The organism is Lysinibacillus sp. JK80, assembly GCF_027557635.1.
Taxonomy (GTDB): domain Bacteria; phylum Bacillota; class Bacilli; order Bacillales_A; family Planococcaceae; genus Lysinibacillus; species Lysinibacillus capsici.
Map to the genome: position 1 here is coordinate 4508693 of NZ_CP058997.1, position 26174 is coordinate 4534866.

Annotated in this window: 26 protein-coding genes; 6 read left to right on the forward strand and 20 right to left on the reverse strand. The window is 37.0% G+C overall.

Annotated features, from left to right (window positions below; translation table 11 throughout):
• The first annotated feature begins 113 nt into the window (after window positions 1-113).
• The gene (gene rluF / locus HXV90_RS22695; RefSeq protein ID WP_048395521.1) at window positions 114-815 is read left to right on the forward strand and encodes a 23S rRNA pseudouridine(2604) synthase RluF; all 702 of its coding nucleotides are present in this window, start codon (window positions 114-116) and stop codon (window positions 813-815) included.
• Between the two features lie 27 nt (window positions 816-842).
• Window positions 843-1562 carry a DUF6904 family protein gene (locus HXV90_RS22700; protein WP_054548949.1) on the forward strand — a complete coding sequence of 240 codons (720 nt, stop codon included), beginning with the start codon at window positions 843-845 and terminating at the stop codon, window positions 1560-1562.
• Between the two features lie 41 nt (window positions 1563-1603).
• Here the strand turns inward: HXV90_RS22700 and HXV90_RS22705 are convergent, their stop codons facing one another.
• The 12 genes from HXV90_RS22705 to HXV90_RS22760 all read right to left on the reverse strand — a co-directional run bounded on the left by HXV90_RS22705 (window position 1604) and on the right by HXV90_RS22760 (window position 13513).
• Complete coding sequence (locus tag HXV90_RS22705) at window positions 1604-2101, reverse strand: cupin domain-containing protein (RefSeq protein WP_054548948.1); 498 nt, start codon at window positions 2099-2101, stop codon at window positions 1604-1606.
• A gap of 115 nt (window positions 2102-2216) precedes the next feature.
• Window positions 2217-2924 (reverse strand): ABC transporter ATP-binding protein, encoded by a 708-nt coding sequence (locus HXV90_RS22710; protein ID WP_048395515.1) that lies wholly within the window; start codon window positions 2922-2924, stop codon window positions 2217-2219.
• On the reverse strand, window positions 2924-3703 hold the full coding sequence (locus HXV90_RS22715; RefSeq protein WP_048395513.1) for an ABC transporter ATP-binding protein: 780 nt from the start codon (window positions 3701-3703) through the stop codon (window positions 2924-2926). Before HXV90_RS22715 ends, HXV90_RS22710 begins: the two co-directional genes overlap by 1 nt.
• Window positions 3703-4638, reverse strand: coding sequence for a branched-chain amino acid ABC transporter permease (locus HXV90_RS22720; RefSeq protein ID WP_048395511.1), 936 nt, complete (start codon window positions 4636-4638; stop codon window positions 3703-3705). The genes HXV90_RS22715 and HXV90_RS22720 overlap by 1 nt, the downstream gene beginning before the upstream one ends.
• 12 nt (window positions 4639-4650) lie before the next feature.
• Complete coding sequence (locus tag HXV90_RS22725) at window positions 4651-5526, reverse strand: branched-chain amino acid ABC transporter permease (protein ID WP_016992164.1); 876 nt, start codon at window positions 5524-5526, stop codon at window positions 4651-4653.
• Window positions 5527-5672: 146 nt separating this feature from the next.
• Window positions 5673-6893 (reverse strand): ABC transporter substrate-binding protein, encoded by a 1221-nt coding sequence (locus HXV90_RS22730; RefSeq protein WP_016992165.1) that lies wholly within the window; start codon window positions 6891-6893, stop codon window positions 5673-5675.
• Window positions 6894-7296: 403 nt separating this feature from the next.
• Window positions 7297-7899: a hypothetical protein gene (locus HXV90_RS22735; RefSeq protein ID WP_054548946.1), complete on the reverse strand. Its 603-nt coding sequence runs from the start codon at window positions 7897-7899 to the stop codon at window positions 7297-7299.
• 87 nt (window positions 7900-7986) lie between these two features.
• Entirely contained in the window at window positions 7987-9771 is a 1785-nt protein-coding gene (locus HXV90_RS22740; RefSeq protein ID WP_054548945.1) for a CotH kinase family protein, read from the reverse strand.
• A 42-nt stretch (window positions 9772-9813) separates the two neighbouring features.
• Entirely contained in the window at window positions 9814-10497 is a 684-nt protein-coding gene (locus HXV90_RS22745; RefSeq protein ID WP_004233537.1) for a DUF4956 domain-containing protein, read from the reverse strand.
• Window positions 10498-10516: 19 nt separating this feature from the next.
• On the reverse strand, window positions 10517-11218 hold the full coding sequence (locus HXV90_RS22750; RefSeq protein WP_048395505.1) for a polyphosphate polymerase domain-containing protein: 702 nt from the start codon (window positions 11216-11218) through the stop codon (window positions 10517-10519).
• A gap of 209 nt (window positions 11219-11427) precedes the next feature.
• On the reverse strand, window positions 11428-12843 hold the full coding sequence (locus HXV90_RS22755) for a sensor histidine kinase (protein ID WP_054548944.1): 1416 nt from the start codon (window positions 12841-12843) through the stop codon (window positions 11428-11430).
• On the reverse strand, window positions 12827-13513 hold the full coding sequence (locus tag HXV90_RS22760) for a response regulator transcription factor (RefSeq protein ID WP_048395501.1): 687 nt from the start codon (window positions 13511-13513) through the stop codon (window positions 12827-12829). The genes HXV90_RS22755 and HXV90_RS22760 overlap by 17 nt, the downstream gene beginning before the upstream one ends.
• A 219-nt stretch (window positions 13514-13732) precedes the next feature.
• On the opposite strand from HXV90_RS22760, the gene HXV90_RS22765 reads away from it, so the two are divergent.
• On the forward strand, window positions 13733-14065 hold the full coding sequence (locus HXV90_RS22765) for a heme oxygenase (protein WP_048395499.1): 333 nt from the start codon (window positions 13733-13735) through the stop codon (window positions 14063-14065).
• Between the two features lie 112 nt (window positions 14066-14177).
• Here HXV90_RS22765 and HXV90_RS22770 read toward each other — a convergent pair whose 3' ends face one another.
• The gene (locus tag HXV90_RS22770) at window positions 14178-15197 is read right to left on the reverse strand and encodes a YeiH family protein (protein ID WP_054548943.1); all 1020 of its coding nucleotides are present in this window, start codon (window positions 15195-15197) and stop codon (window positions 14178-14180) included.
• A gap of 113 nt (window positions 15198-15310) precedes the next feature.
• On the opposite strand from HXV90_RS22770, the gene HXV90_RS22775 reads away from it, so the two are divergent.
• Entirely contained in the window at window positions 15311-16192 is an 882-nt protein-coding gene (locus HXV90_RS22775) for a LysR family transcriptional regulator (RefSeq protein ID WP_269898039.1), read from the forward strand.
• 17 nt (window positions 16193-16209) lie between these two features.
• On the opposite strand, the gene HXV90_RS22780 is transcribed toward HXV90_RS22775, so the two are convergent.
• Window positions 16210-17127 carry a LysR family transcriptional regulator gene (locus HXV90_RS22780; protein WP_048395493.1) on the reverse strand — a complete coding sequence of 306 codons (918 nt, stop codon included), beginning with the start codon at window positions 17125-17127 and terminating at the stop codon, window positions 16210-16212.
• 122 nt (window positions 17128-17249) lie between these two features.
• On the opposite strand from HXV90_RS22780, the gene HXV90_RS22785 reads away from it, so the two are divergent.
• Window positions 17250-18440, forward strand: coding sequence for a coenzyme F420-0:L-glutamate ligase (locus HXV90_RS22785; protein ID WP_269898040.1), 1191 nt, complete (start codon window positions 17250-17252; stop codon window positions 18438-18440).
• A gap of 185 nt (window positions 18441-18625) precedes the next feature.
• Here the strand turns inward: HXV90_RS22785 and HXV90_RS22790 are convergent, their stop codons facing one another.
• Together HXV90_RS22790 and HXV90_RS22795 are read right to left on the reverse strand one after the other, a co-directional pair.
• Entirely contained in the window at window positions 18626-19264 is a 639-nt protein-coding gene (locus tag HXV90_RS22790) for an RNA ligase family protein (protein ID WP_269898041.1), read from the reverse strand.
• Window positions 19265-19288: 24 nt separating this feature from the next.
• Window positions 19289-20245, reverse strand: a complete 957-nt coding sequence (locus HXV90_RS22795; RefSeq protein ID WP_054548519.1) for an AAA family ATPase — start codon at window positions 20243-20245, stop codon at window positions 19289-19291.
• 437 nt (window positions 20246-20682) lie between these two features.
• On the opposite strand from HXV90_RS22795, the gene helD reads away from it, so the two are divergent.
• Window positions 20683-22986 (forward strand): RNA polymerase recycling motor HelD, encoded by a 2304-nt coding sequence (gene helD, locus HXV90_RS22800; protein ID WP_269898042.1) that lies wholly within the window; start codon window positions 20683-20685, stop codon window positions 22984-22986.
• 51 nt (window positions 22987-23037) lie between these two features.
• Here the strand turns inward: helD and HXV90_RS22805 are convergent, their stop codons facing one another.
• The 4 genes from HXV90_RS22805 to HXV90_RS22820 all read right to left on the reverse strand — a co-directional run bounded on the left by HXV90_RS22805 (window position 23038) and on the right by HXV90_RS22820 (window position 26174).
• A complete protein-coding gene (locus HXV90_RS22805) occupies window positions 23038-23793 on the reverse strand; it encodes an amino acid ABC transporter ATP-binding protein (RefSeq protein ID WP_269898043.1) in 756 nt (251 codons plus the stop codon).
• 13 nt (window positions 23794-23806) lie between these two features.
• Window positions 23807-24508, reverse strand: coding sequence for an amino acid ABC transporter permease (locus HXV90_RS22810; protein ID WP_004233514.1), 702 nt, complete (start codon window positions 24506-24508; stop codon window positions 23807-23809).
• Between the two features lie 12 nt (window positions 24509-24520).
• Window positions 24521-25228, reverse strand: coding sequence for an amino acid ABC transporter permease (locus HXV90_RS22815; protein ID WP_048395479.1), 708 nt, complete (start codon window positions 25226-25228; stop codon window positions 24521-24523).
• 82 nt (window positions 25229-25310) lie between these two features.
• The gene (locus tag HXV90_RS22820; protein ID WP_115673247.1) at window positions 25311-26174 is read right to left on the reverse strand and encodes a transporter substrate-binding domain-containing protein; all 864 of its coding nucleotides are present in this window, start codon (window positions 26172-26174) and stop codon (window positions 25311-25313) included.

Genomic DNA, 26174 nt, shown 5'->3' on the forward strand with positions numbered 1-26174 from the left:
CTTTTTCAAAAACTTTTCCAACTAATTTATTTTTGCTAGAAAAGCTTCTAGCATTCACTGTATGTGCGACGTTAAGGTATACTTAAAAATAATATAAAATATAGGAGAACAATATGCGTATTAATAAATATTTAAGTGAAACAGGCATCATATCTCGTCGTGGTGCTGATAAATGGATAGCAGAAGGAAAGGTAACAATTAACGGGGAACTGGCAACGGTTGGTAGTCAAGTTGAAACAGGAGACATTGTTTGCGTGGATGGAAAAGAGGTAAAGAAAGAACAACAGCTTGTTTACATTGCTCTAAATAAACCTGTCGGCATTACAAGTACGACAGAGCGTCATATAAAAGGCAATGTTGTTGATTTTGTCAATCATCCTCTACGTATTTTTCATATCGGGCGTCTTGATAAGGAATCAGAGGGGCTATTACTATTAACGAATGATGGTGATATCGTCAATAAAATTCTACGTGCTGAAAATCACCATGAAAAAGAATACATTGTTCAAGTTGATAAGCCTATAACTGCGCAATTCATCCAAAAAATGGGTGCAGGTGTCGATATTTTAGATACAACAACCTTACCATGCCATGTGGAAAAGATTTCAGATAAAGTATTTAAAATCATTTTAGAGCAAGGCTTAAACCGCCAAATTCGTCGAATGTGCTCAGCACTAGGGTATTCCGTTAAGCGTCTACAACGCATTCGTATTATGAATATTAAGCTTGGTAATTTAAAGGTAGGGCAATGGCGTGATTTAACGGAGAAGGAACGAACAGAACTATTCAAACTACTCAATTACACACCAAAATAGATACATCCAAAGGGAGGGACGAGGACTATGATATCCATTCAAAGCACAGAACAACTAACAGGGGTACGAATTAGCGCGGATTATTGGGATTTAGATGAACTAATTAATGCTATTTATAAAGTAACTGGTGACGAAAATAAATACTATGATTATCAGGGTCCTCGACTACGTATTTTAAGCGTTTGCTATAAACTAAGACATGCTATGCTTGGTGAGCATCACCTAGAGTTTGTTAGTAATGGACTTAATAAGAGTGTTCTAACACAACATGAACTCATCTTTCCAAATAAGAATGTCTATTTTTCAACAGAAATTCTTTGGCCAGAAATTATCTTTAGTGCAATCGCATTAAATGATTTTATTGAACTGCACCAAAAATTAAACAATGCTTCTATATGGAATCATGAGATAGCTATTATTCGTAAATTTCAAGCGGCTATTGCTGAATGTTTAGAGCAGGAGGTAAGTGACGAAGATTATGTTGTGTTTTTAAGAATGTTACATGCTAAAAACCCCTTAACTTTCCGTTTTGCAACACAATACGTTGATGTTTTAAATCTAGAGTATATTGAATTAAGTAAAGAGGAACGTCAGGCACATTTAGCTGCATTTGCTGTGCGATTAATGGTAGAGGACCATGAATATGTAGCATTAAAATCCCACCTGATGGAAGCAGCTATGGCAACGAAACAAGCATTACATGATATTCAAATTCAACTTAATTATCCTGAAGAAATACTGTGGTGAACGAATCATGCCGTCTCAAAATAATTGAGACGGCTGTTTTTCTATTCAATTGTTTTGTAGGCCATTTTATAAATAACTTCCTTGTGCTGAGGATAATCTACTAAAAGCTCTTCCTGTGTGAACAATTCAAAGTCCTCAAAGTCAAAGCCTGGCGCCACCATACATCCGACTAAACTAAACGTCTCAGATTCCTCCACCGACGAGCCGAAAATTGTATGCTTTGGTACTGCAAGCTGAGGGACTTCCCCCGCTTCTATATTCAAGCCAAGCTTCTTCGCTTCATATGTCCCATCTGGGAAAATCATATGAACTGTTAGTGGGCTTCCAGCGTGATAATACCATAGCTCGTCCGATTGTAGACGATGTAAATGTGAAATATCCTGTGAGCGCAGAAGGAAATATATACTAGTATAAATCGGTCTCTGTACATCTCTCACTGCTATATCGTCCGATGCACGGAACGATGAAATGTAATAGCCCCCTTCAGGATGTTCGGCTAACTTTAAATGTTCAATAAAATATTGTGCTGAATACTTCAAAAAGCATCACTCCTTTTTTCAACCTTACCAAAAAGTAAAGTGGAAATGCTACCTCTGATTTTCTTTCAACATACAAGCCAAAAAGGACATCTCAACATGAGATGTCCTACCATTTTTATAATCCGCCTAAATAAGCTGCCTTTACTTGCTCGCTCTCTTGTAGCTCTTTTGCTGAACCAGATAAAACAATACGCCCTGTTTCAAGTACATATGCACGGTTAGCGACAGATAATGCCATATTAGCATTTTGCTCTACAAGTAATACGGTTGTTCCTTCTTTATTAACCTGTTCAATAATATTGAAGATATTTTTCACCATCAACGGTGCAAGACCCATCGAAGGTTCATCCATTAATAACAGTTTTGGTTTTGCCATTAAGGCGCGCCCCATCGCCAGCATCTGCTGTTCCCCACCAGATAATGTACCTGACTGCTGTTTTCGGCGCTCTAATAATCGTGGAAATAACTCGAAAACATGATCCATATCTTTCTTAATACCTGCTTTATCATTACGCAGATACGCACCAAGCTCTAAGTTTTCCTCAACTGACATATTGGCAAAAACACGGCGTCCTTCTGGAACGTGAGAAATCCCTGATTTAACAATAGTCTGTGCCGCTTTCCCAGCTATCGAAAAGCCTTCATATTCAATAATGCCACCTTTTGGCTTTAATAAACCTGACAATGTCTTTAAGAGCGTACTTTTTCCAGCACCATTTGCACCGATTAACGTTACAATTTCACCCTCGTTTACTTCTAAAGAGAGGCCCTTTAATGCTTGGATGTTGCCATAAAAAACATCGATATTTTGTACTTTTAGCATTAGCCGATAACCTCCTCTCCAAGGTATGCTTCTATTACCTTTGGATTGTTGCGAATTTCTTCTGGTGTCCCGTCAGCGATTAATTGTCCGTGATCAAGTACGTAAATGCGCTCACAAATACCCATAACTAAGCTCATATCATGCTCAATCAGCAATATTGTTAAGCCGAACTCTTTACGAATAAATGCAATTAGCTCCATTAAATCGTGAGTTTCTTGTGGGTTCATCCCTGCTGCTGGTTCATCCAATAGAAGCAGTTTGGGATTTGCTGCTAACGCACGAGCAATCTCTAAACGACGTTGCATCCCGTATGGCAAATTCTTAGCTAGCTCATCTTTATAGACATCTAAGCCAAAGATTTTTAAGAACTCAATGGACTGTTGCTCCATTTCGGCCTCACCTTTGAAATGCGTAGGTAAACGAAAAATAGAAGCCCACATAGAATGCTTTGCAAGTGAATGATTGGCTACCTTTACATTGTCAAGAACAGATAGCTCTTTAAATAATCGAATATTTTGGAACGTACGGCTGATCCCTTTCTGTGTAACCTGATAGGGTGCAAGTCCATTCAATTTCAGACCATTAAAAGTAATTGTACCTTCCGTAGGTGTATATACCCCTGTTAACATATTAAAGCTAGTTGTTTTTCCAGCTCCGTTTGGCCCAATAAGTCCTACCAACTCGCCTTGGTTAAGGTACATATTAACACCCTGTACTGCCTTTAAACCACCGAATTGAATACCCATATTTTCAACATTGATAAGAAGGTTTCCAGTCATTATTTCGTACCTCCCTTTTTACCAAACTTAAATAATTGTGTTATCTCTTTCGTTCCCATTAAGCCTGTTGGACGATAAAGCATCACGATAATTAATACTAAACTGTAAATAATCATACGCGTTTCTGGGAAGTTTGCTAGATAAGTAGACACGACTGTTAGGAAAATCGCAGCAATCACTGAACCAGAAAGACTTCCTAAACCACCAAGTACAACGTAAATTAAAATATCAAATGATTTTAAGAAACCGAATGTTGTCGGTTGAATAATGTAAAAGTTATGTGCAAAAATGGCTCCTGCTAGACCTGCGAAGAAAGACCCAATCGCAAATGCAACAACTTTATAGTAAGTTGTGTTAATACCCATCGCATCTGCTGCTATTTCATCTTCTCGAATGGAAATACACGCACGCCCATGACGAGAATTTGTAAAGTTTGAGATAACTAGAATCGTTAACACTACGCCAAAGAATGCGTATGTCCAGTTCGATAAATATTTAACCTGCATCCCTGCTGCGCCACCAACATAATCCGTATTTAAAAAGATAATACGAATGATCTCTGCAAATCCAAGTGTAGCAATCGCTAAGTAATCCCCTTTTAAACGAAGCGTTGGAATCCCTACGATTAAACCAGCAACTGCTGCTGCAGCAGCCCCTAATAAGATGGCCAATGGGAATGGTAACATTAACTTTGTTGTAATAATAGCGGATACATATGCTCCAACTGCAAGGAACCCAGCATGCCCAATTGAAAACTGTCCAGTAACACCAATAACAATATGCAAGCTGACAGCCAACATGATGTTAATACACATTGTGATCAACATATTTTTATAGTACAAATCAATTACTTCTGTTGTAATCAACAATTGTACAACTGCATAGATGACTAGCGCTATTACGGCATAGCCCCAGAAAACTTTAGACTTTTTCATAAAACCGCTCACCTACACTTTCTCACGGGCGTTTTTACCAAAGATACCCGATGGTCTGAAGATTAAGATTAAAATTAAAATAACGAATGCCGCTGCATCACGCCATAACGAGAAGCCAAGTGCACTTACTAAGGACTCTACAACACCTAGTAACATACCACCAACCATAGCGCCAGGGATGATACCAATACCACCAAGAACAGCTGCGATAAATGCTTTAACCCCAGGAATAACCCCCATTAACGGGTCAATTTTTGTATAATAAACCCCAAAGATAACACCTGCTGCACCAGCTAAAGCTGAACCAATCGCAAACGTTGCAGAGATTGTATTGTCAACGTTAATACCCATTAAGCGAGCTGCATCTGCATCGTGGGAAACGGCACGCATCGCTTTACCGATTTTTGTTTTATGTACGATGAATTGTAAAAGAATCATCAGTACAACTGCGACTGATAAAATTAAGATGGAAGTACTGCTGATTTGAACGCCAAAAATATCTAATGATTTATTTTTGAAAACTTCAGGATATGCTGCTGGTTGTGCACCTCTGAAGAAAATTGTTGTATATTCAATTAATAGCGATACACCTATCGCTGTAATTAAAGCTGCGATACGTGTCGCATTTCGTAAACGTTTATAGGCAATACGTTCAATTAATACACCAAAAATTGCACAAACTAACATCGCCAATAATAATGCTGGGAAGAAACCAAGCTCCCATTTAGCAATAGCGTAAAAGCCAATAAATGACCCAATCATGAAGACATCACCATGAGCAAAGTTAATCAGCTTGATAATACCGTATACCATCGTATACCCTAACGCTATTAACGCGTAGATACTTCCAAGTGAAATACCGTTCACAAGTTGCTGTATCCATTCCATGCGCATTCACTCCTTTAAATTTTCTGAAAATTGAAAAATAAGTACATAGATCGATACTAAAAGTTATGTTTTGCTCTACGATTCTAGTTATCTAACACACAAAAAAGGAAGGCGTGTTTACCCGCCTCCCCCTTGCTTACAAAACATTAAGGATTAACTTTAGAGTTGAACACTTGTTTACCGTCTTTAAATTCAAGAACTGTTGCTGTTTTAATTGGGTTATGATTTTCGTCAACTGAGAAAGTACCTGTTACTAAAGAAAGATCTTTTGTTGCAGCTAATTCATTTTTAATTGCTTCCCCATCTGTAGAGCCTGCACGTTTAATTGCATCAGCAATGTAGTAAATTGTGTCATAACCAAGTGCGTTGAATGCGTCAGGCGCTTTGTCACCATTTGCCGCTTTAAATGCCTTTACGAAATCTTGAATTTTTTGATCTGGGTCTTCAGCAGAATAGTGGTTTGTGATGAATGTGTTATTCAATGCATCCGCGCCAGCTAATTCAATTAAAGTTGGAGAATCCCAACCATCAGCACCCATCAGAGGTACATCAATGCCCATTTCGCGTGCTTGTTTAACAATCAAACCTACTTCTTCATAATATCCAGGGATAAAGATAAAGTCAGGATTTGCCGCTTTAATATTTGTTAATTGTGTACGGAAATCTGTATCCTTCGCTACATAAGCTTCTTCTTTTACAACTTTTCCGCCACTCTTCGTAATCGTTTCTTTAAAGGATTTTGCTAAACCTTTTGCATAGTCTGATGCATTATCTGCAAAAATAGCTACATTTTTCGCATCTAGCTCACCTGAAGCAAAATTAGCTGCTACAATCCCCTGGAATGGGTCAATAAAGCATGTACGGAAAGCATATTCATTAACACTGCCATCCTCATTTACCGTGATATTCGGCGCTGTACCAGAACCCGTAACAATAGGAATTTTATTATCATTTGCAATTTGAACAGTAGCTACTGTATTACCTGAAGTTGCAGGTGCTAACATTGCTACTACTTTATCCTGCGTTGCTAGTTTAATAGCAGCTGAAGTTGCTTCAGAGTTCTCTGATTTATTATCTACTTTAATCAGTTCAATTTTCTTACCATCAATACCGCCAGCATCATTAATTTCTTTTACAGCCAGTTCTGCACCTAGCCCAATAGAGGAACCATAAGATGCTACATTCCCTGAAAGCTCTAAGTTGGCACCGATTTTAATTGTATCGCCATCAGATGAACCTCCGCCTGATGATGAGCCTCCGCCAGAACTTGAATCGTCTCCGTTACCGCAACCAGCAAGAACACCAGCAAGTAATGAAGATGCTACTAAAAGTGAACCGAACTTCTTAAGCTTTTTGCTCTCTCTCATAATTAAATTCCCCCTGAAAATTTCTCAAATATTAGATATTTCTGATAATTATAAACAATTAAATTCATTTACTCAATAGCCAAAATAATTATTTATAACTATCTAAAAACAAAAGAAAATATTATTCATATAAGCCTTTTTCATTGTAAAACATTCTTTATATTTAGTCTAGAGTGATTTTTCAGTATAATTAGTTATTTATGAATTATCTTTTAATTCAAACTATAGACTAGTACAAAACTATCAGATGAAATTGTTTTTTCAACATAAAGTCTGCTTAATTTATAGAACCTCTTCCTCTATTACAATTATTTCCCTGAAAATAATCAAAAGAAAACGAATAACTAATTGCTTATATCTGTACTGCTAACAGGAAAAAGCTTAGAGTGGGTTTCCCCATACTCTAAGCTTTTTTTAATTCAAAGACACAAAGGCGCTCATTAATATTTGTTTCATTTTCTAAATGCACTTCATGAAGCAACTCAAATGGTGTTCCATGATGTAAAAATTGTAAATAATCGTAAGGCGGATAATATAAAATTATATGAATATCTCGCATTCGCTGCTCATAGGATTTCCAAATATTGTGAATGACTGTGCGAAAAATATGGATTGAAAAAGGATTAAAAAAGAAAAACACATTATCACGTGACTTTATTTCATATGATTCGGCTATTGTATGAATAAACTTAATAGGGGCATGTGCTCTCATTTTTTGAAGATAACTACGTTTATTTTCTTCAGCCTCCGTATAAAACCCTGCATCCATTTCTATCCCAATGGTTGGTATATGGAACTTATGGTGCACATAAATAGGAACTCGCCCTTTCCCGCACCCCATATCAATAAATACTGGATTGTCAGGCATCTGATACGCAGCGAATAATTGCTCCAATCCTCTGTAGGGTGTTGGTTCATAACGATGATAGTGTGCAAGCTTAGGAAAGCCATATTGCTCTCCCACCGTGTTTATATGCAAATGTTTATCAAATTGCTGTTCATTCATATGAAAGGACTCCTCAGAAAAGAATGCTTTATTTTAACACGATAAAAAGCAAAAACCATACCCAAAGATATTGGATATGGTTATTTTCTAACGACCTCTACGTTTAAATTTAACAACAAAGAGAAGTGCAAGAAGGAGTAGCACCAGGCATGTAATGGCTGTAAACATTGTATTTTTATCAATAACAGGCTCGTGATTCGCAGCTTCACTATTCGCACCAGGCATTCCCATTGGGGCTCCATTTCCATCAGGAGGTTGCATTTGTTCTCCATTTTGTCCATTTCTCGGACCCTCGCCCTCTCTATTAAAAGGTGGGCTCTTTGATGGATCAAAGTCCTCTGGTAGCTGACTTGGATCAAAATCATCTGGCATCCAATCCATTTCACCATTTTCACTTGGTATTGGCATACCCATATTGCCCTGAGAAGACGTAGATGCTTCCACAACAAGCTCCCCAGACAGTTGCTTTAATATAGATTCTGAGCGCTGTTTGGCAAATTCCGGCAAGCTATTTTCACCTTCAACTGCTTCTAAAAACTGCTCCGTAGTAGAGAATTTGGTTGGATCCGCCTCCACATAAGTAGTTAATAAGACAGCTAATTTTTTAGTAATGGATTGCACATACTCTTCTGTTAAATAAGTTGTCGCTAGTTCTTCTAAATAACCTTCATACTTGTCACGATATTCATCATTCGAAAGCAATGCCTTCAAGAGTGGCCGCTCCTCTAATGTTGTGCCAGAAACAGGTGTTGTCACACTAAAATTAATAGCACTATCATTTATTAGATTGCCCGACATGCCCATTCCCATGTCAACGCCGCCACCTCGTTGTTGCTGCATACCCCCATCGCCAGTTTGATCGGGTTGTCCATTGTTTTGTGCCACTGGTTTTTCCATATTAGTAGTAACGTCAGCTTGATTTTCACCGTTTCCTCCTGCTATTCTACCGCCTCCAGCCCCAAAGCCACCAAAGGACATGTTGTAATCCCAAGGAATAATAGAAAACACACCGTTCTGTTCATATAAATAATAGTTATGTTTCATATTCCCTTGATAACTATCTAAATTCACAAGTGCTGTGTTGACGGCAAAATAACGTAACATTTCATCCACATCGATATACTTTTCTATGTCTCCACCATTATTAATTGCGTCTAGCATTTCAACTAATTTGGATTGATTAATAGTACCTTCATTTGTTTTTAATCCGATACCTGTATAGTCTTCGATATCGTCGCTAATATATTTTAAATCGCTGCCTGTCCCATCTGGCTTAAATAAAAAACCATCATTAGAGCCGTAATTATTAGCCAGGAATGTCTCATCCACAGCTTCTACCCCTAAGAACAAACCCCGCTCCTCACCATTCACTGTGACATACATATAGGAGTGTGCTGGTGTTGGTAAACCCATTTGCTCCATCAGTTCATAGGAGATATACTCTCTCATTAATGTAGAGTCACTATAATTATTGTTTAAATTTAATTTTTTTAAGCCATACAAGCTTTGTGTATCATCATAATAATCAAAATCGATTTTTAAGCTATAGCGATCTGAGTCACTATTGACAACCGATCGTAGTGATAGATTGCCCTTTGTACGAATAGCAACATTCTCAACTTTCTTGCCGTTTACTGTAATATCTGCTTGTTTTAATTCTTCAGCAGAAGCATTTTCGAGCATGTCAGCCCAATCTTCCTCAGCAATTTCAATATCAACTGTTGTTACTTTATTTTTATTAAATACTATATTCTCATAGGAGAACTCAGAATTTTTCGTTTCAATGCCTACATTCGGAAGTACAGCATATATCACGACAAAGAGAAGGAGTAAAATCACCATGCATAGATAGACAATTCGTGTTTTAATCATAGCCGTCACCTCTCATCGTAGTTCTATTTGTTAATGAGGTCATTACGCTGTGAAATTCCCATCATAGCTCAGCATAATGGCTGATTTTACACCAGCTACCTTTGTTAGTTCATCCATCAATTTTGCATCATTTTGTTTTACACGAATTTCATAAGTTGTTTCGATTTCATTCTGTTGCATAATGGATTTCGATTTGAGAGCGAATTTTTTTGTTTGCGCAGCAATAATTCTCTCAATTTCAGCATTAGCCAATTCCTCTTCAAACTTTACAATTAGTAAATACGGATTTTCTACCGTTATTTTATTAACGAATATTAGCAATACAAGTCCGATTAAAATAGCACCAATAATCACTAAAGGAATAAAGCCAGCACCACATAAAATACCTGAAACAATTGCCCAGAAAATATAGACTAAATCCATGGGATCCTTAATAGGTGTACGGAAACGTACAATAGATAAAGCACCAACCATACCAAGTGACAGCAGAACATTTGAACTGATTCCCATAATCACTAGTGCTGTTGCCATTGTCATTATAAGTAGTGAGATATTGAATGAATGTGAGTAAATGACTCCATTAAAGGTCTTCTTATAAACAGCATAAATGAAAAGCCCAATAAAAAACGCTACTACTAAACCAATAATTGAATCGATTAATGAAAACGAGGTTGTTTTTTCTAAAAAGTTAGATTTAAAAATATCACTAAATTTAATTGTATCCATTGTTCATTCTCCTTTATTATTAGCCGTACATACGACTAAGTTGATATTTTGAATAGGCCTCAGCACGAGTATCCACTGACTGTAGTAAATATTTGATGATGTCTGGTAGATATTCATCGTACTTTACCTCTAAAATAACAAGATTAGGCTCCAGCACATCGACCATAGGCAAGTTTTTATTAAACATATCCGTGTTGCGTAGACTCGATTGCACCTTACTATCAAATGTCACACGCACATTGCCAAACGGATAGATATAGGCTTCTCTCTCGTAATCCACTACCGTAGTAGGTCGCAACTGGTTGTAATTCATCTCATGATATAAATCTAGAATTAGCGCTCGGTCATCATTCTTCATCCAGGCTATCTCGCCAATACGTAGTTTTTCATACTCAGCTTGAGATATTGAACATTTTGTTTTAAAGGTCACATTGTTACGCTTACTCTTCCGCTCAAGATTAATAACATTATTAGACTTGCCGTATATGCGTACTCGATATTTATCTCGATTAATAAAGCCTTCTTTTTTCTCATTTAACACTTTATTGGCAAAATTATCGAAGTACGTACTACGAATTAAATATTTACCGTCTAAGCCAGCATGATGATCACGCTGCATAACATGCTGAAGCTTGGCTTTTAATAATGCATAATCTGGATAAGAGATCGCTTGCTTTATTTCTTGGCGACCATTTGGATTAAATGAAGTAACTATTGGCATTTCATCACTCTCCCTACTTGTATTAGTGTCAGACTGACTAACATTTAATGCTGCTCGTCCCTTTGTTCATTTCCCGTCTACATCGTTTACTATAAAGGGCTTTTGTGTCAGGCAGATGTCAGCTTTACAAATTCTTCAACTCTCTTTTACAAAACAAAGCAGATTTCTGGGAGACGGATTAAACCAACACTAAGAAGGCTACTACGCTCTTATAGCGTAGTAGCCTTTTGCAATACTAATTCAAAATGTGTTCCAGAGGGATTGCTTTCAATTAATCGCAAATCGCCCCCAACAGATTGGGCCATCATTTTACTAAGTGGTAATCCTAAACCCAAGCCACGAACAGTATATTTTTTATTTCCCCCTCTATAAAAGCGCTCAAAAATAAATGACTGATCCTCTAGAGGGATTCCATGTCCTGTATCCTTCACCATCACTGACAGAGCCTCGCCATGATCTATCAACCTCAAGGTTATTGTTCCTTTGTCCATCGCCTGTTTAGCATTGGTTAATAGGTTTGTAATGATCTGTTGGATACGAACAATATCTATCTGTACAAGCACAGGTTTTTCCAACAAATGTAAATGAACTTTTACATGTTCATCTTCCTGCATGACTTCCCACTGTGCCACCGCCTCTCGCAGTAGCTGATTAACATCTACTGACTCTATCTGCACAGGAACAGCATCGACAGCAAAATGGTTAAAGGCAAGTAAGTCACCAACCATTGTTTTCATTTTTGTCGTTTCGACCATAGCCATTTCAATGAATTCCATAGCATCCTGTCCCGTTACAACACCATCTCTTACAGCCTGTAATAAACCACTTATAGAGGTGACAGGTGTTTTCAATTCATGGGTGACACCTGCTAGTAATTCCGTTCGAGTTTTCTCCAGCTGTTCTAATTTATTTGCCATATTTTTAAAGGAGGAAACAAGCTCATAGATTTCCTTTTCCTTACTATATTGAGGCAAATCAATTGCATAATTGCCTTCCTGTACATGCTTGGCAGCCTCAGCTACTTGTTTAATGGGATAGGCCAAACGCTTTGACAGAAAGTAAATAGCGATCCAGCCTAATAATGCTAATGCTCCAATTAATATGGCAAGCTGTCCATATGCTTGGTTAACTCTTGTTAAATTCTCCTTCTTCTCCATCACCAGGGCCCAGCCCAATAACTCATGATTATTTTCTATCTTTCTTTTCACTACATATTCAGGTTCAAGTCCATCCTTTATTTCCTTAGTACCTTCTTTTCCATCTAACAAGCCAGCAACATTTTTAGCACTACCAGGTGGTACAGGACGGTTGCTAGTCAGTATATTTCCCTCTGTATCTACAACATACAAAATCGGATCGATCTCTTTCATATTAAAACGCTGACGATCCCCTATGAAACCTGGAATACCATTTATAGGTCCATTATTAGGATTTGTTGTATCCGTTAAACGATAGACCGTTTCGTCTGCTAAAAACTCCATTAATTCTAATCGATTTTCAAATGTTGTATGTCGAATCCACGCTGCTGAGATTAAAGATATAATAGCTAAGCCTATAAAAAGTGTCAGTAAATATCGGCTCGTCCAATATTGAAGTAAGGATATTCGCTTATTTTTTTTGAACACTTAGCTGATACCCCAATCCACGTAGTGTCTTTATTTCTCCTTCCGCTTCATCCCATTCTTTTAAAGCCTTCCTTAGCCTCTTTATAGCTAAATCTACAGCACGATCACTACCCTCATACTCCCATCCCCAAACTTGATCTATAAGCTGATCCCGGGTAAATGTTTGATTAGGGTGGTCAGCTAAAAACATGAGCACTGATAAATCTCTTGGCGTTAATACAATCTCTTCTCCACCCAAAAGCACTTTATGCGCTTTACAATCAATCACTAGAGACCCATACTGCTTACTAGTAGCTGAATCAGAACTACCTACAGCACGTCTTAAAACAGCCCTCACTCTTGCAACAACTTCATCTGCGATAAAAGGCTTGGCAATATAATCATCTGCCCCATGATCAAACCCCTCTAGACGGTAATTAACCTCACCTAATGCTGTTAACATGATAACTGGGCAAGTACTTCGTTCTCTTATTTCTTTTAAAATGGACCAACCATTTTTTTCTGGTAACATAATATCTAGCAACACTAGATCTGGCTTTGTTTCACGAAACATGACCAAGGCTTGACCACCATTAAAACATTGTGTCACACTATAACCCACTTTTTGTAAATATACCTTTAAAACCTGGCTTATTGGATATTCGTCCTCTATTACTAGAATGTTTGCCAAAGTCAATCACCTCGCTACTAGTTCACTCTTATATTCATTATAGCACTGGATTATGTCAGTTAAATGTCAGCCTATCCATTACCCATAAACTACTAGCACAGATTATATAGAGGACATCTATTGACAATGTCTTCCTCAGCCACTTATCATTGAGTGCGAATGATAATCAATGATAATTCATTCAAAAACCTAGTAAATGAAATTAAGGGGGGTAAAAGCATGATTATTGTAACTAATCGTATTCAAGTAAAACCCGGTTTTGCTGCGAGAATGGCACCAAATTTTACAAAGCCAGGTCCTCTGCAACAGTTTGAAGGCTTTCATAAAGTAGAGGTATTAATTTCAACTGATGATCCTACTTATGATGAAATGAGTGTTAATATGTATTGGGAATCTAAGGAGCATTTCCAAGCATGGCGTAATAGCGATGCATTTGCTGCAGCCCATCAACGCCCAAATTCGGGCTCTGAGGGAGAAAAGGCTGACAGTCCAATTATCGGCAGCAAAATAGTGGTGGCGGAATTAGCTTCTTCTATTGAAGCCTTAAATTAATAAACGACGATTAAATTACTTATACATTATCTTCTGATTCTATCTAAAAAGCCCTGCATGGTTGAACGATCATGCAGGGTCTTTTTTCTTGGTATAAGAAACATTGATTAAATCAATATAAAAGAATGACTAGTATATAGCCCAGCACGGATAGACAGACCGAGCCAATTAAACCTGCAATAAATGCCTTTACACCTAGCTCCTTAAATGTTTTCATTTCAACATTTAGCCCTAGACCAGCCATTGCCATCGCAATTAAGATATAAGCAGTATCAACTAATGCTTGCGATACATTCGCCGGTATAATCCCTAAAGAGTTGATAGCACTCATCGCTAAAAATCCTAAAATAAACCACGGTATGATGGATAAAGAAAAGGCTTTTTTCTCTTCACTTTTGTCCATTCTTCGATAGAAAATACCAATAACAATTGCTACAGGTACGAGTAGGGCCACTCGTGTTAATTTCACGATGACGGCTATATCAATTGCTTCATTTCCACCAGCAGATGCAGCTGCAATTACATGCGCAATTTCATGTAATGTCCCCCCTGCGAAAATCCCATACGCAGTAGGTGTTAAATCGATGATGGAATAAAGTACCGTATAAATAAGTGTAAAAATAGTCCCCAATAACGCAACAATCGCTGCCCCTACCGCCGTTTCCTTTTCATTTGCTTTAATTTGAGGTGCAATTGCCACTACTGCAGCAGCTCCGCAAATGGCAGTCCCGCAAGCCGTTAATATCCCTAGCTTTTGATCGACTTTAAATATTTTTGTTAGGCCGTACACAACAATTAAGGCAAATAGCAGATTAATGACTGCAATTAAAAAAACGTTAGCACCCGCATGATAAATATCTGCCAAATTTAAGCGCATACCCAATAAAATAATACCAAAGCGTAATAGCTTCTTGCTGGAAAATGAAATACCTACTTGCCAAGAATCTTGTACTTTAAATGTTGCTCGCCAGGTCATCCCTAATATAATGGCAATAACCAACTGTCCCAATATTGAAAGGAAAGGAAATGTGGCAATATATTTCGCTACTAAAGCAATAAGAAGCGTTAACAATATCCCCTTCAAGAAATTTGGATTAAGAGTAGATTTTAATTTATGCTGTCTATTAACCATGATGTTCACTTCTTTCTCCCTTGTTGATTATTACTTTAATAAAGAGTGCACTATTAGTAAAATACATATATATAATTATTATTATTAATATTTCTAATAATAGGGGTGAAGATATGCAATTGGATGCTTTAAAAACATTTATCACACTGGTTGAGGTCAATAATTTTACAAAGACCTCTGAAATACTTCATATTTCACAACCAAGTGTTAGCTTACACATTAAGAATCTAGAGCAAGAATTACAAACAACCTTATTTATTCGCTCCCCAAAATCGGTGCAAATTACACCAACTGGTGAAATTCTTTATAAACGAGCAAAGCAAATCATGGCGATAGCTGAAGCTGCAAAAGAAGATATCACGGCCTATCATCAAGAGGTACAAGGTACGTTAGTCATTGGGGCAAGCTTTACAATTGGCGAATATATTTTACCTCCAATTATTGCAAGCTTACAGCAACAATTCCCACAACTTGAACTTCAAATTATTATTGGCAATACAAAAGAAATCCTTCAATATACAAAATTACTGCAAGTCGATATAGGTCTAATTGAAGGACAGGCTCATGATAATGAACTAGTCATTAAGCCATTTATGCAAGATGAGTTATTTATTGTTAGCGACAGTAAACATCCTCTTACAAAGCAACAACCTCTGACTGCTGATAAACTCCAGCAGCAAAGCTGGGTTGCGCGTGAAGAAGGCTCTGGAACACGTTATTATCTGGATCATTTATTCAGAGCAAATGGTTTACAGATTCATTCACTTTTGACTATTAGCAGTAATCAGGGCGTGAAGGAGAGTGTAATGCAGGGACTTGGTCTTTCTTTATTGTCTGCCTGTGTGATAGAACGTGAATTAAAAAATGGAGATATGACTATTCTGCGCCTTGAAGGACAGCACTTTATGCGAACATTTTCTTATCTTTGCTCACCTACCATGAAAAATAAACGCAATGTCGACATACTGATTGATATCTTAATAAAAAAAGCATAGCGATTTTTTTCTCGTCGCTAAGCTCTTTTTATGGTTCTTCTCGTATTAAAATGTTTACTTTCAATGATTTCAACAAATTTCATTGCTGCTCTAGAAAGGGGTACTGACTTCAAATAACACATACCAATACTTCTCGTAGGAATACTTTCCCTTAAAGTTAATTCATAAAGAAGTCCACGTTGAAGATAGTCCTTTGAAAATTCCTTTGTTACACATGCAATGCCAAGGTTACTACGCGCAAATTCGAGTACCAAATCATGTGAGCCTAGCTCAAACTCTGGCTCTATGTGAACGCCTCTTGCAAAAAGATAATCTTCCACATACTTCCTTGAATTTGATTTTTTCTCTAGAAAGATAAGTGGAAATTTTAAAAGGTCCTCATAGCTTAAACTTTTAGATGAAAGTGTTTTATATTTTTCCCCACAGACAAAAATATCCTGAATATCTGTACATACCGTTAACTGTAATGTTGAATCTTCAATTGGAAAATTACAAAACCCTATATCTACTTCACCCGATTTAATAAAATTACAAATTTCAGAGGTTGTGCCATTTAGCATTTGCAATTTAATATTCGGATACATTGTATGGAATGCTTCTAAATAAGGCATTAAAAAGAAGCGTGAGATCGTATCACCTACCCCTATTTTTAATTGCCCTGTTGTTAAATTTTTGAATTCAAGTAACTTTTCTTCACCAGCATCTAAAAGCCCTAAAGCAGAATTAGTATATTCAAAAAGTAGGCTACCCTCTGTTGTTAATGTCACACCTTTAGGGGTTCGATTAAAAAGACGTGTGCCAAGCTCATTTTCTAATTGCATCATTGCCTGACTTACAGCTGGCTGTGTCATATATAAATCTTTTGCTGCACTAGAAAAGCTATTATTTTTTGCTACAACACTAAAAACACGATATAAATCTAATTTCCCTATCATATAAGCACCTCTTATAGCTATTATATGAACTATTAATTTTACTTATATCATTAACGAGCCTTATAGTAAAATCATATGGTTTTTATATCACTTTACGCTAGATAGAATGAGGAGAGATTAAATTGGAACGTGTAATCGGTACAGTTGTAAGAGGTCTTCGTGGTCCTATTATTAATGAAGGCGATAATATTGAACAAATTGTTGTAGATACAGTGTTAAATGCTGCACATATTGAAGGATATACAATAGAGGATCGTGATATTGTGACAGTAACTGAATCTGTCGTGGCACGTGCACAAGGAAACTATGCTACGATTGATGATATTGCCATAGATGTAGCGGCTAAGTTTGGTGATGATACGGTAGGCGTTATTTTCCCCATTTTAAGTCGAAACCGCTTCGCCAATTGTTTACGAGGCATCGCTAAAGGTGTAAAAAAGGTAGTATTAATGCTAAGCTACCCATCTGATGAAGTGGGTAATCACCTTGTAGATATTGATGAGCTCGATGTAAAAGGCATTAACCCATGGACGGATACACTCAATGAGGTTGAATTCCGCGAGCATTTTGGCTATAAAAAACATACATTTACTGGTGTAGATTATATTGAATACTATAAAGAGTTAATCGAAGCAGAAGGGGCTACGTGTGAGGTCATCTTCTCAAATAATCCAAAAACAATTTTAAATTACACAAAGAGTATCTTAACATGTGATATTCATTCACGCTTCCGCACAAAACGTATTCTAACAGCGAACGGTGCAGAAAAAGTTTACAGTCTTGATAATATTTTAGCTGAATCAATTAATGGCTCTGGTTTCAATGCTGAGTATGGTCTACTTGGCTCGAACAAAGCTACAGAGGATAGTGTTAAATTATTCCCACATACTTGCCAACTGATTGTTGATGGAATCCAAGCAAAAATTAAAGAAGCTACAGGAAAAACAGTAGAAGTTATGATTTATGGTGACGGCGCATTCAAAGATCCTGTGGGTAAAATTTGGGAGCTTGCAGATCCTGTTGTATCCCCAGCATTCACCGCTGGATTACATGGAACACCGAACGAGGTTAAATTAAAATATTTAGCGGACAATGATTTTGCAGACCTTCGAGGCGAAGAACTAAAGGCTGCTATTTCTGAATACATCCAAAATAAAGATGAAGATTTAACAGGTCAAATGGCTGCACAAGGAACAACACCGCGTCGTTTAACAGACCTTATTGGTTCCCTATCTGACCTTACATCTGGTTCGGGTGACAAAGGAACACCAATGATTTACATTCAAGGCTACTTCGATAATTACACTAAATAAACAAACAAAAATGAACTCTCGTCCTAATGAAGAGAGTTCATTTTTTTATGGCGAGGATAACAGGAATCGAACCCGTACTCCCATTGGAAAGGGATATGCACTCCTTGCACCTACCTCGTAATAGATGATTATTGAATGCTTGCTATAGTATTACATTGTGCTCAGTCCCTTCTCTTCTTAATTGGTTAGGATTTTAATTTATTTGGAATAATTTCTTCTTGTAGCCAATGCTCACTTGTTTGAACATGTTGCGGTCTCACAAATTTCCCTAAATTATAGCGGAAATCTTCGTAATGGAATGAGCTAGTATTTCTAATGACATACCCCTCTTGTTCCCCTTCAAAGAGTGATTTTCCAGTGAATGCACGTTTTATCTGTTCTTCGTCAAAAATCCCTCGGTATAAAACGGGCACTGTTTCTATACCTAACTCTGCTGCAAAGGCCACAGTTTCATCCCAGCTCAAACAAATATTTTCTTCATTCCAAATGCTAAACAAATAGAAATAGCTTGTTAATCCTTGATAATAAATAGAATGCTTGGCATAAACATTTTCACCACATAAGCGCCAGTCCTTTGGAATCCGATACGCAAAATTCGCGTGAAATGTTTTTACCCAATGTCTAGAAGGATGGTTGGCTGAATGAATACTTCTAGCATGCATATAGTCTCTGTAAAGTGTTGTCCCTTCTCCATCTAACTTTTCCGTGACAACAACCTCCTTTCCAATAAAATGATTCACATTTCTAGCAACTTTATCATCATCGGTATAACCCCTGCTCCATGGTAAATGAAAACTTCTTGGGTATTTCATTAATTTCGTCATATTTTCACCTTCCTTTCCTAAAGTTTACTTGGCAAATTGATCTGCCTCACGGAAAAAATAAAGCCTTGTTAATAAATCACCATCTAATAAATGATAAATTTGGCTTCCACCTCTATCTCCCCCATACTGGATTAACATATGAAATTGCACTAAATGAACAACCTTTAATACAAATTCCTTTTCAAAGCCCAACTCTAACAGAAAATGGCAAACCAGTTGAGCAGAGACATTTTCATGCCCAAAATAACCATAACGCTGTTGCAAAGGTTTATATTTTTTACAAGCTGGTTTACCGACATCATGAAATAATGCAGCTATTTGTAGAGCTAGTTTATCGCTTTCTAAGTAGTACTCATTGATATACGCGTACACAAAATACGTATGCTGACATAGTAAAAATTGATGGAATGGGTTTTCTTGATCGAATTGATAAATTTCTTTGAAAAGTGGGACTGCTTGAAGTGTTTGAAAAAGCTCTTCATAGGTGGGGTGGCCTTGTATGAGTGAAACAAATTGTTGTCGAGAAAGATCATAGGGACTTGATTCATGAATAATATGCAATTCATTAAACCCTTCTCCTACTGTCGGGAACTCTAAATGCTTTCTCATTTTTTCCATCACGATTAATGGTACATGTCTTTTCCTTTGCTGGTTTCTAGCTACACAGATTGAATAAGGTGTATCAAAGTAATAACATACCTTCTGCACATTACTTGGTATTTTACGAAGTGCAAACATCCTGCGCTCTCGTTCAATATTGGTTGCATCCACAATGACAGAAAACCCTTTTGCCACTAAGTCATTAAGACGTTCATATAATGTACGAAAGACTATACGTGATTTTTGCCTTGTTGAATCCCCAAATAACTCCTGACGTATAGCGTCGCTTGATAGGACAATTGCATTTTCATTTTTAGCTAACTGTTTCACAAATGTACTTTTCCCACTACCAGGCAACCCCACTGTAAAGATTACCTTCATTCTTTTCACCTCCCTTCAAGTTTCTTTATCGTATGGCATGCCACATTCTTTAGTGTCTCAATAGCATTTCATCCATTATTTTTAATAACAATTTATGATAATCAGTCATAATATGAAGCAATATTACATATAAAAAAGACGGCTCCACCTTTTTGTAGAGCTGTCTCTGTTTATCAATATCTTATTACCTTACACATTTATTGTATCATAAATTTACAATAATTTCTAGACTATACTTCTTTCCGAAGTAGATGTATGATAAATTTCCTGCTTCAATCCCCCCATATCATGTGCATTTGGATACTTTCACTATATTCAAATTTGTGGTTGGACAAACAGTTAAAAAAGCATCACAATTACGTTCTTCTCACCATCTATTGAGGTGAGGGTTACTGTCAAAGGAAGCAAATAACTATGGAGAGGAATGTGAGTAAACGTTGGAAAATCAAAAAGAATGGCTAGAAGAAAAGCATCATCTTGAGGATTCTTTAAACATTATTGTTCATAAAATAAAAGAGTTAGAGCATAAAGAAAAAGGTTTTAAAGAAAATGCTGTTGCCTTAAAGAAATCCTTTTGGAATGATGTGAGAGTCAATCTAGATACCGCTGAGGATGTAGACGAAACCTTTTTTGCAATTAAGCAGCAGGCAGAGCTTTTATCTGACTCAGAGCTAGCACAGGAACGTGCAATTCGTAATGTAAAGGTATATGAACGTTTACAACAGTCACCCTATTTTGCTCGTATTGACTTTGTACAAGATGGTCAACAAGACCCTTTAAAAATTTATATTGGTGTAGCCACATTATTGGATGAACAGGATGAAAATATCATCATTTTTGATTGGCGAGCGCCTATATCAAGTATGTATTATGATTACACACCTGGTGATGCATCCTACGAAACATTAGGTGAAGAAATTCATGGAGAAATGCTGTTAAAACGGCAATTTATTATTAAAAATGGTCAACTACAATCCATGTTTAATACGGGCCTTACAATTGGTGATGACCTACTGCTCGATATCCTTGCGCAAAATGCAAATGAGCATATTCGTAGTATTGTTGCGACAATCCAAGCAGAGCAAAATAAAATTATTCGCCATGTAAATTCACGCTATCTTATTGTTGAAGGTGTGGCAGGTAGTGGCAAAACAGCTGTAGCCTTACAGCGGGTAGCTTATCTACTTTATCGTTATCGTGATGAAATGACTGCCGATCAAATTCTGCTAATTACACCTAACCAACTTTTTAATCAATATGTGCATTCTGTCTTACCTGATTTAGGGGAAGACAATATGCAGCAGTTAACGTTTATAGAATATGCTGAAAAACGATTAGGTAAACAGTTTCAATTAGAGTATCCTTATGAGCAGCTTGAAGAACTGTTAACAGAAAAGGATGATGCTCAGTATCAAACAAAATTAAGCATCATTTCTTTTAAAGCGAGTCTCGCTTATAAACATTTAATCGATCAATATGCGAGTTATTTATCCGATAAAGGCTTGTTATTTAAAAATATCGTTTTTCGTGGAGAACGGATTATTACTGCACAGGAAATTACCGAATACTTCTATTCTTTCCCTTCTACTATGTCGATACCAGATCGCCTACAATTAGTAAAAGAATGGTTATTGCAGCAACTAACGAAATTGGAAAAGGCTGAGCGTACAAAGGAATGGGTAGAAGAAGCTACTGAGCTATTAGATAAAGAAGATTACTCCAAATCTTATAGTGAACTTTTATATGAGGGTCGCTATACTGAAAACTCATTTGACGATTTTGTTCAAGAACGCTATAAATTAGCGAGACAAATTGTCAAAAAACACTTTAAACCATTACGTAACTCTGTTAACAAGTTAAAGTTTGTCCATATGTTGGGTACATATCGACAGCTCTTTGATTTGAATAGTTCTATTAACAGGGATTTACAACACCTTATGCCAGACAATTGGGAGGACATTTGTCTACAAACACTCCCTAATTTAGCAAAGCGTTTGATTGCCTATGAGGATACTGCACCATTTTTATATTTACAGGACAAAATTGAAGGACAACAGACCAATAGGATGATCCGTCATGTGTTAATAGATGAAGCACAGGATTATTCGCCATTTCAACTTACTGTATTACAGCAGTTATTTCCAAAAGCACGTATGACCATTTTAGGTGATGGCCACCAAACGATTCATCCACATACCTTTAATAATCCTTCTCTACTCGACACTCAATTATATGGTGAGCAGGCAGAAAAAATGATATTAACCAAAAGCTATCGTTCGACAAAGCAAATCATACAACTCACTGCCAAAATATTGAAAGATGGTAGTGAAGTAGAAGCTTTTAACCGAAATGGCCCTGAACCATCGATTACTATTGTGCCAAATGAATTGGAATTAATGGATCAAATTATTCAAAATATCGACCATTTATCTATTGAATTCGAAACAATTGCTGTCATCTGTAAAACCGCAGCCGAATGCTCTGCCGTTTATAAGCAATTAAACAATCGAGTAGATATTCAATTAATCAACCATAATTCAAAGCAGTTTAAGAAGGGTATTTTATTACTTCCAGCTTACATGGCGAAAGGCATCGAATTTGATGCGGTAATCATCTATAATGCATCTGCCGCTAATTACTCAAGAGAAAGCGAGCGGTACTATTTCTATACGGCGTGTACGAGAGCTATGCATGAGCTTCACATTTACTCCATCAACAAATTAACGTATTTCCTTCAATAATAGGTAACAGGAGAATCTGTTATTTACAGATTCTCCTGTTCTCTTGCTGTTTTATATATAGAACGTATAGTCTTCTGGAATAACACGTTTTAAAAATTTCTTCGTTCGCTCCTCTTTTGGGCTGACGAAAATATCATGAGGGCTACCTTCCTCTACAACCACTCCTCCATCCATGAAAATTACGCGATTGGCAACATCTTTGGCAAAGCCCATTTCGTGTGTTACTACAAGCATTGTTGTACCCTCCGCCGCAATATTTTTCATGACCTGTAGAACCTCACCTACCAATTCAGGGTCAAGTGCGGACGTTGGTTCATCAAATAAAATAATATCAGGATTCAAAGCTACTGCTCGTGCAATACCAACACGTTGCTGTTGACCTCCTGACAACTGACTTGGATAGGCATCATATTTGTCTGATAAACCTACTTTATCAAGTGCCTTTTTACCAATTTCCACAGCATGTGCTTTAGGAATTTTACGTCCAATGATTAATCCTTCCGTTACATTTTCTAATGCTGTTTTATTAGTGAATAGATTATAGTTTTGAAAGACAAATGCGACACGCTGGCGAATTGCATGCACGTCTCTTTTCTTTACATGTTGAAAATCAACCTGAATATCTCCAAATGTCGCATGGCCTTGATCAGCCTTCTCTAAAAAATTGATACAACGCAATAATGTTGTTTTTCCTGAACCACTGGGACCTAAAATAACAACAACGTCCCCTTTATCAATGGCTAAATCAACACCCTTTAAGATTTCATTGCCACCAAATGATTTATGAATATTTTTAATTTCTAACATGCTAATTCACCCCTTAGACATTTGCCATTTTGTATTTGCTTAAATATTTCTCATAACGCTTAAACAAGTATTCAACCGTACTACATAAAATTAAGTACACAATAAAGATATCCAAATAGGCCTCTACATAATTGTAGCCAACGTTTGCCGCTACTTTTGCCTTCAGTGTAATTTCAGGAAGCGACATTGCGTAGCCTAGCGATGTAGCTTTAATAAGATTAACTGTAGCTGTGCAAATATTCGGCAATGCCACTACTAATGCCTGTGGAATGATGATGCGAGTATATGCTTGGAATGTTGACAGACCTACTGAGTGTGCAGCCTCTAGTTGCCCCTTTTCAATGGTACTTAACGCCGATCGAAAGACCTCAATCAAAATGGCTGTTGAGCTGAATGCAAATACAATAAACGCATACCAAATTGGATTGATTTTATAAATATCATACGCAATATGATATTTTTCAAAAATAATTTTTAACATTAAAGGTATACTGCTATAGATAATAAAAATTTGTATAATAATCGGCGTTCCTCGAACAAAAGAAACATAAATCTTCGCGAGGTGATGAATAACTGGAATTTTATTGATCCTAGTTAGTGCTAACAAAAAACCTAGTGGCAAAGCTATCACCAAAGCAACAACTGTGACTAGGAGCGCTATAGGAACACCAGACAAAGCTACGAAAAATGTTTCAAGTAAAAATTGATAATTCACCCTCACGCCTCCTTAAGTTGTTTCTAGGGTCTTCTTACCCTTGCCAAATACCTTTTCTAATATAGTAAATATTTTCTCTATAATAATAGATAACACCCAATAGATAATAGCCAATGCAATATAAATTTCTAAGGCATGAGCATTGATGTTACTTGCAATAATTAGATTTGCCTTACCTACAATATCAATTAGACCAATTGTATAAGCGAGTGCACCTTCCTGTAATAAAGCAATCATGCCATTGCCAAAGTTCGGTAAAGCGACGACCAGCGCCTGCGGAAAAATAATTCGACGGTAGGCTTGGAATGGTGTTAACCCGACACTAACGGCTGCTTCAAACTGCCCTTTTGGAATGGCTAAGTAGGCAGACCGTATCACCTCAGACATTATTGCCGTGAATTGTAAGGTGAATGTTACAACAACAAATATGGCCGTTTCAATTGAATGGAGATTAAGACCAACATTTTCCGCTAATGCTGGGACACCATAGTAGACAAGAAATAACAAAACAATGGAGGGTGTACAACGCATAATCGTTGTATACAGATTGGCGAATTTAGTTAGCCACTTGACTGAAGATAGCTTAGCAGCCGCCAGCAATAAGCCGAATAGGGTACCTAAGATAATGGAGGACCCTGCAACTAAGAACGTAATTTTTAAAAATGGCAATAACACTGGGATTGCGTTCCAAATGTAGGTTGCGTCAAAATATTTATCCATTTCCTCACCAACTTTTGTTTTTATGAATAAAGACTGCTGAGCATTACTGACTCAACAGCCTTACTATTCGTTCCGTTTTAAACTAACGATTTACGTTTTCCAGTACTTCAAATAAATCACGGCCATAGAATTTTGTACTTAATTCATTTGTTTTCTTTTGTTCTTTAACCTGTGCTATTGCTTTATCATAAGCGTCAGCAAATTCCTGCTCTTTTTTATTGAACAGTGGCCATGTTTTTATAACAGCAAATTCGTTATAAACAACGTCATCTTTTAGGTTATAATATGGGCCATCTTCTGCAAGTACTTGTTGTTTAAATGGGCCTTCTATCATGACACCACCATCAACACGGCCTTCATTTACCCACTGCACTACATCGACAGTAAAGGCGTCACCGGCCTCAAGTTTTACTTTATTATCTGGATTTGCCGTATTATACTCATCGATAATTGTATATTGAGCATTATTTGCAGCAATCGGTGCTAAAGAATAGCCCTTTTTCGCAAAATCCGCTAATGTTTTCACGCCTTCATCCTCTTTACGCAAAACTAAACCTGCGCTACTTAAACCTAAGAATTCCTTCGGGAAAATAAATTTCTCTGTTCGTTCCTGAGTAAAGAATGCGTTTTTAACCCCTACTTGATATTTCCCTTGCTCCACACCAATTAATAAATCATCACTTGTTGTACCTACATACTCAAATTGATAGTCAGGTAGCAATTCATCTACTAATTTCATTACTTCTACATCATAACCAGTTGGATTTCCATTATCGTCGATGTAACTAATAGGCTTTGAGGCTTGATCGTAGGCTACTTTTACTGTACGTACCTTTTCACCATCACCTGATTCTTTATCTGCTGATTCTCCTGAATTACAACCTGCTAATAATGCTATAGATGCCAAACCAATTGCAGCAAATTGAAATATCTTATTCTTCTTCAT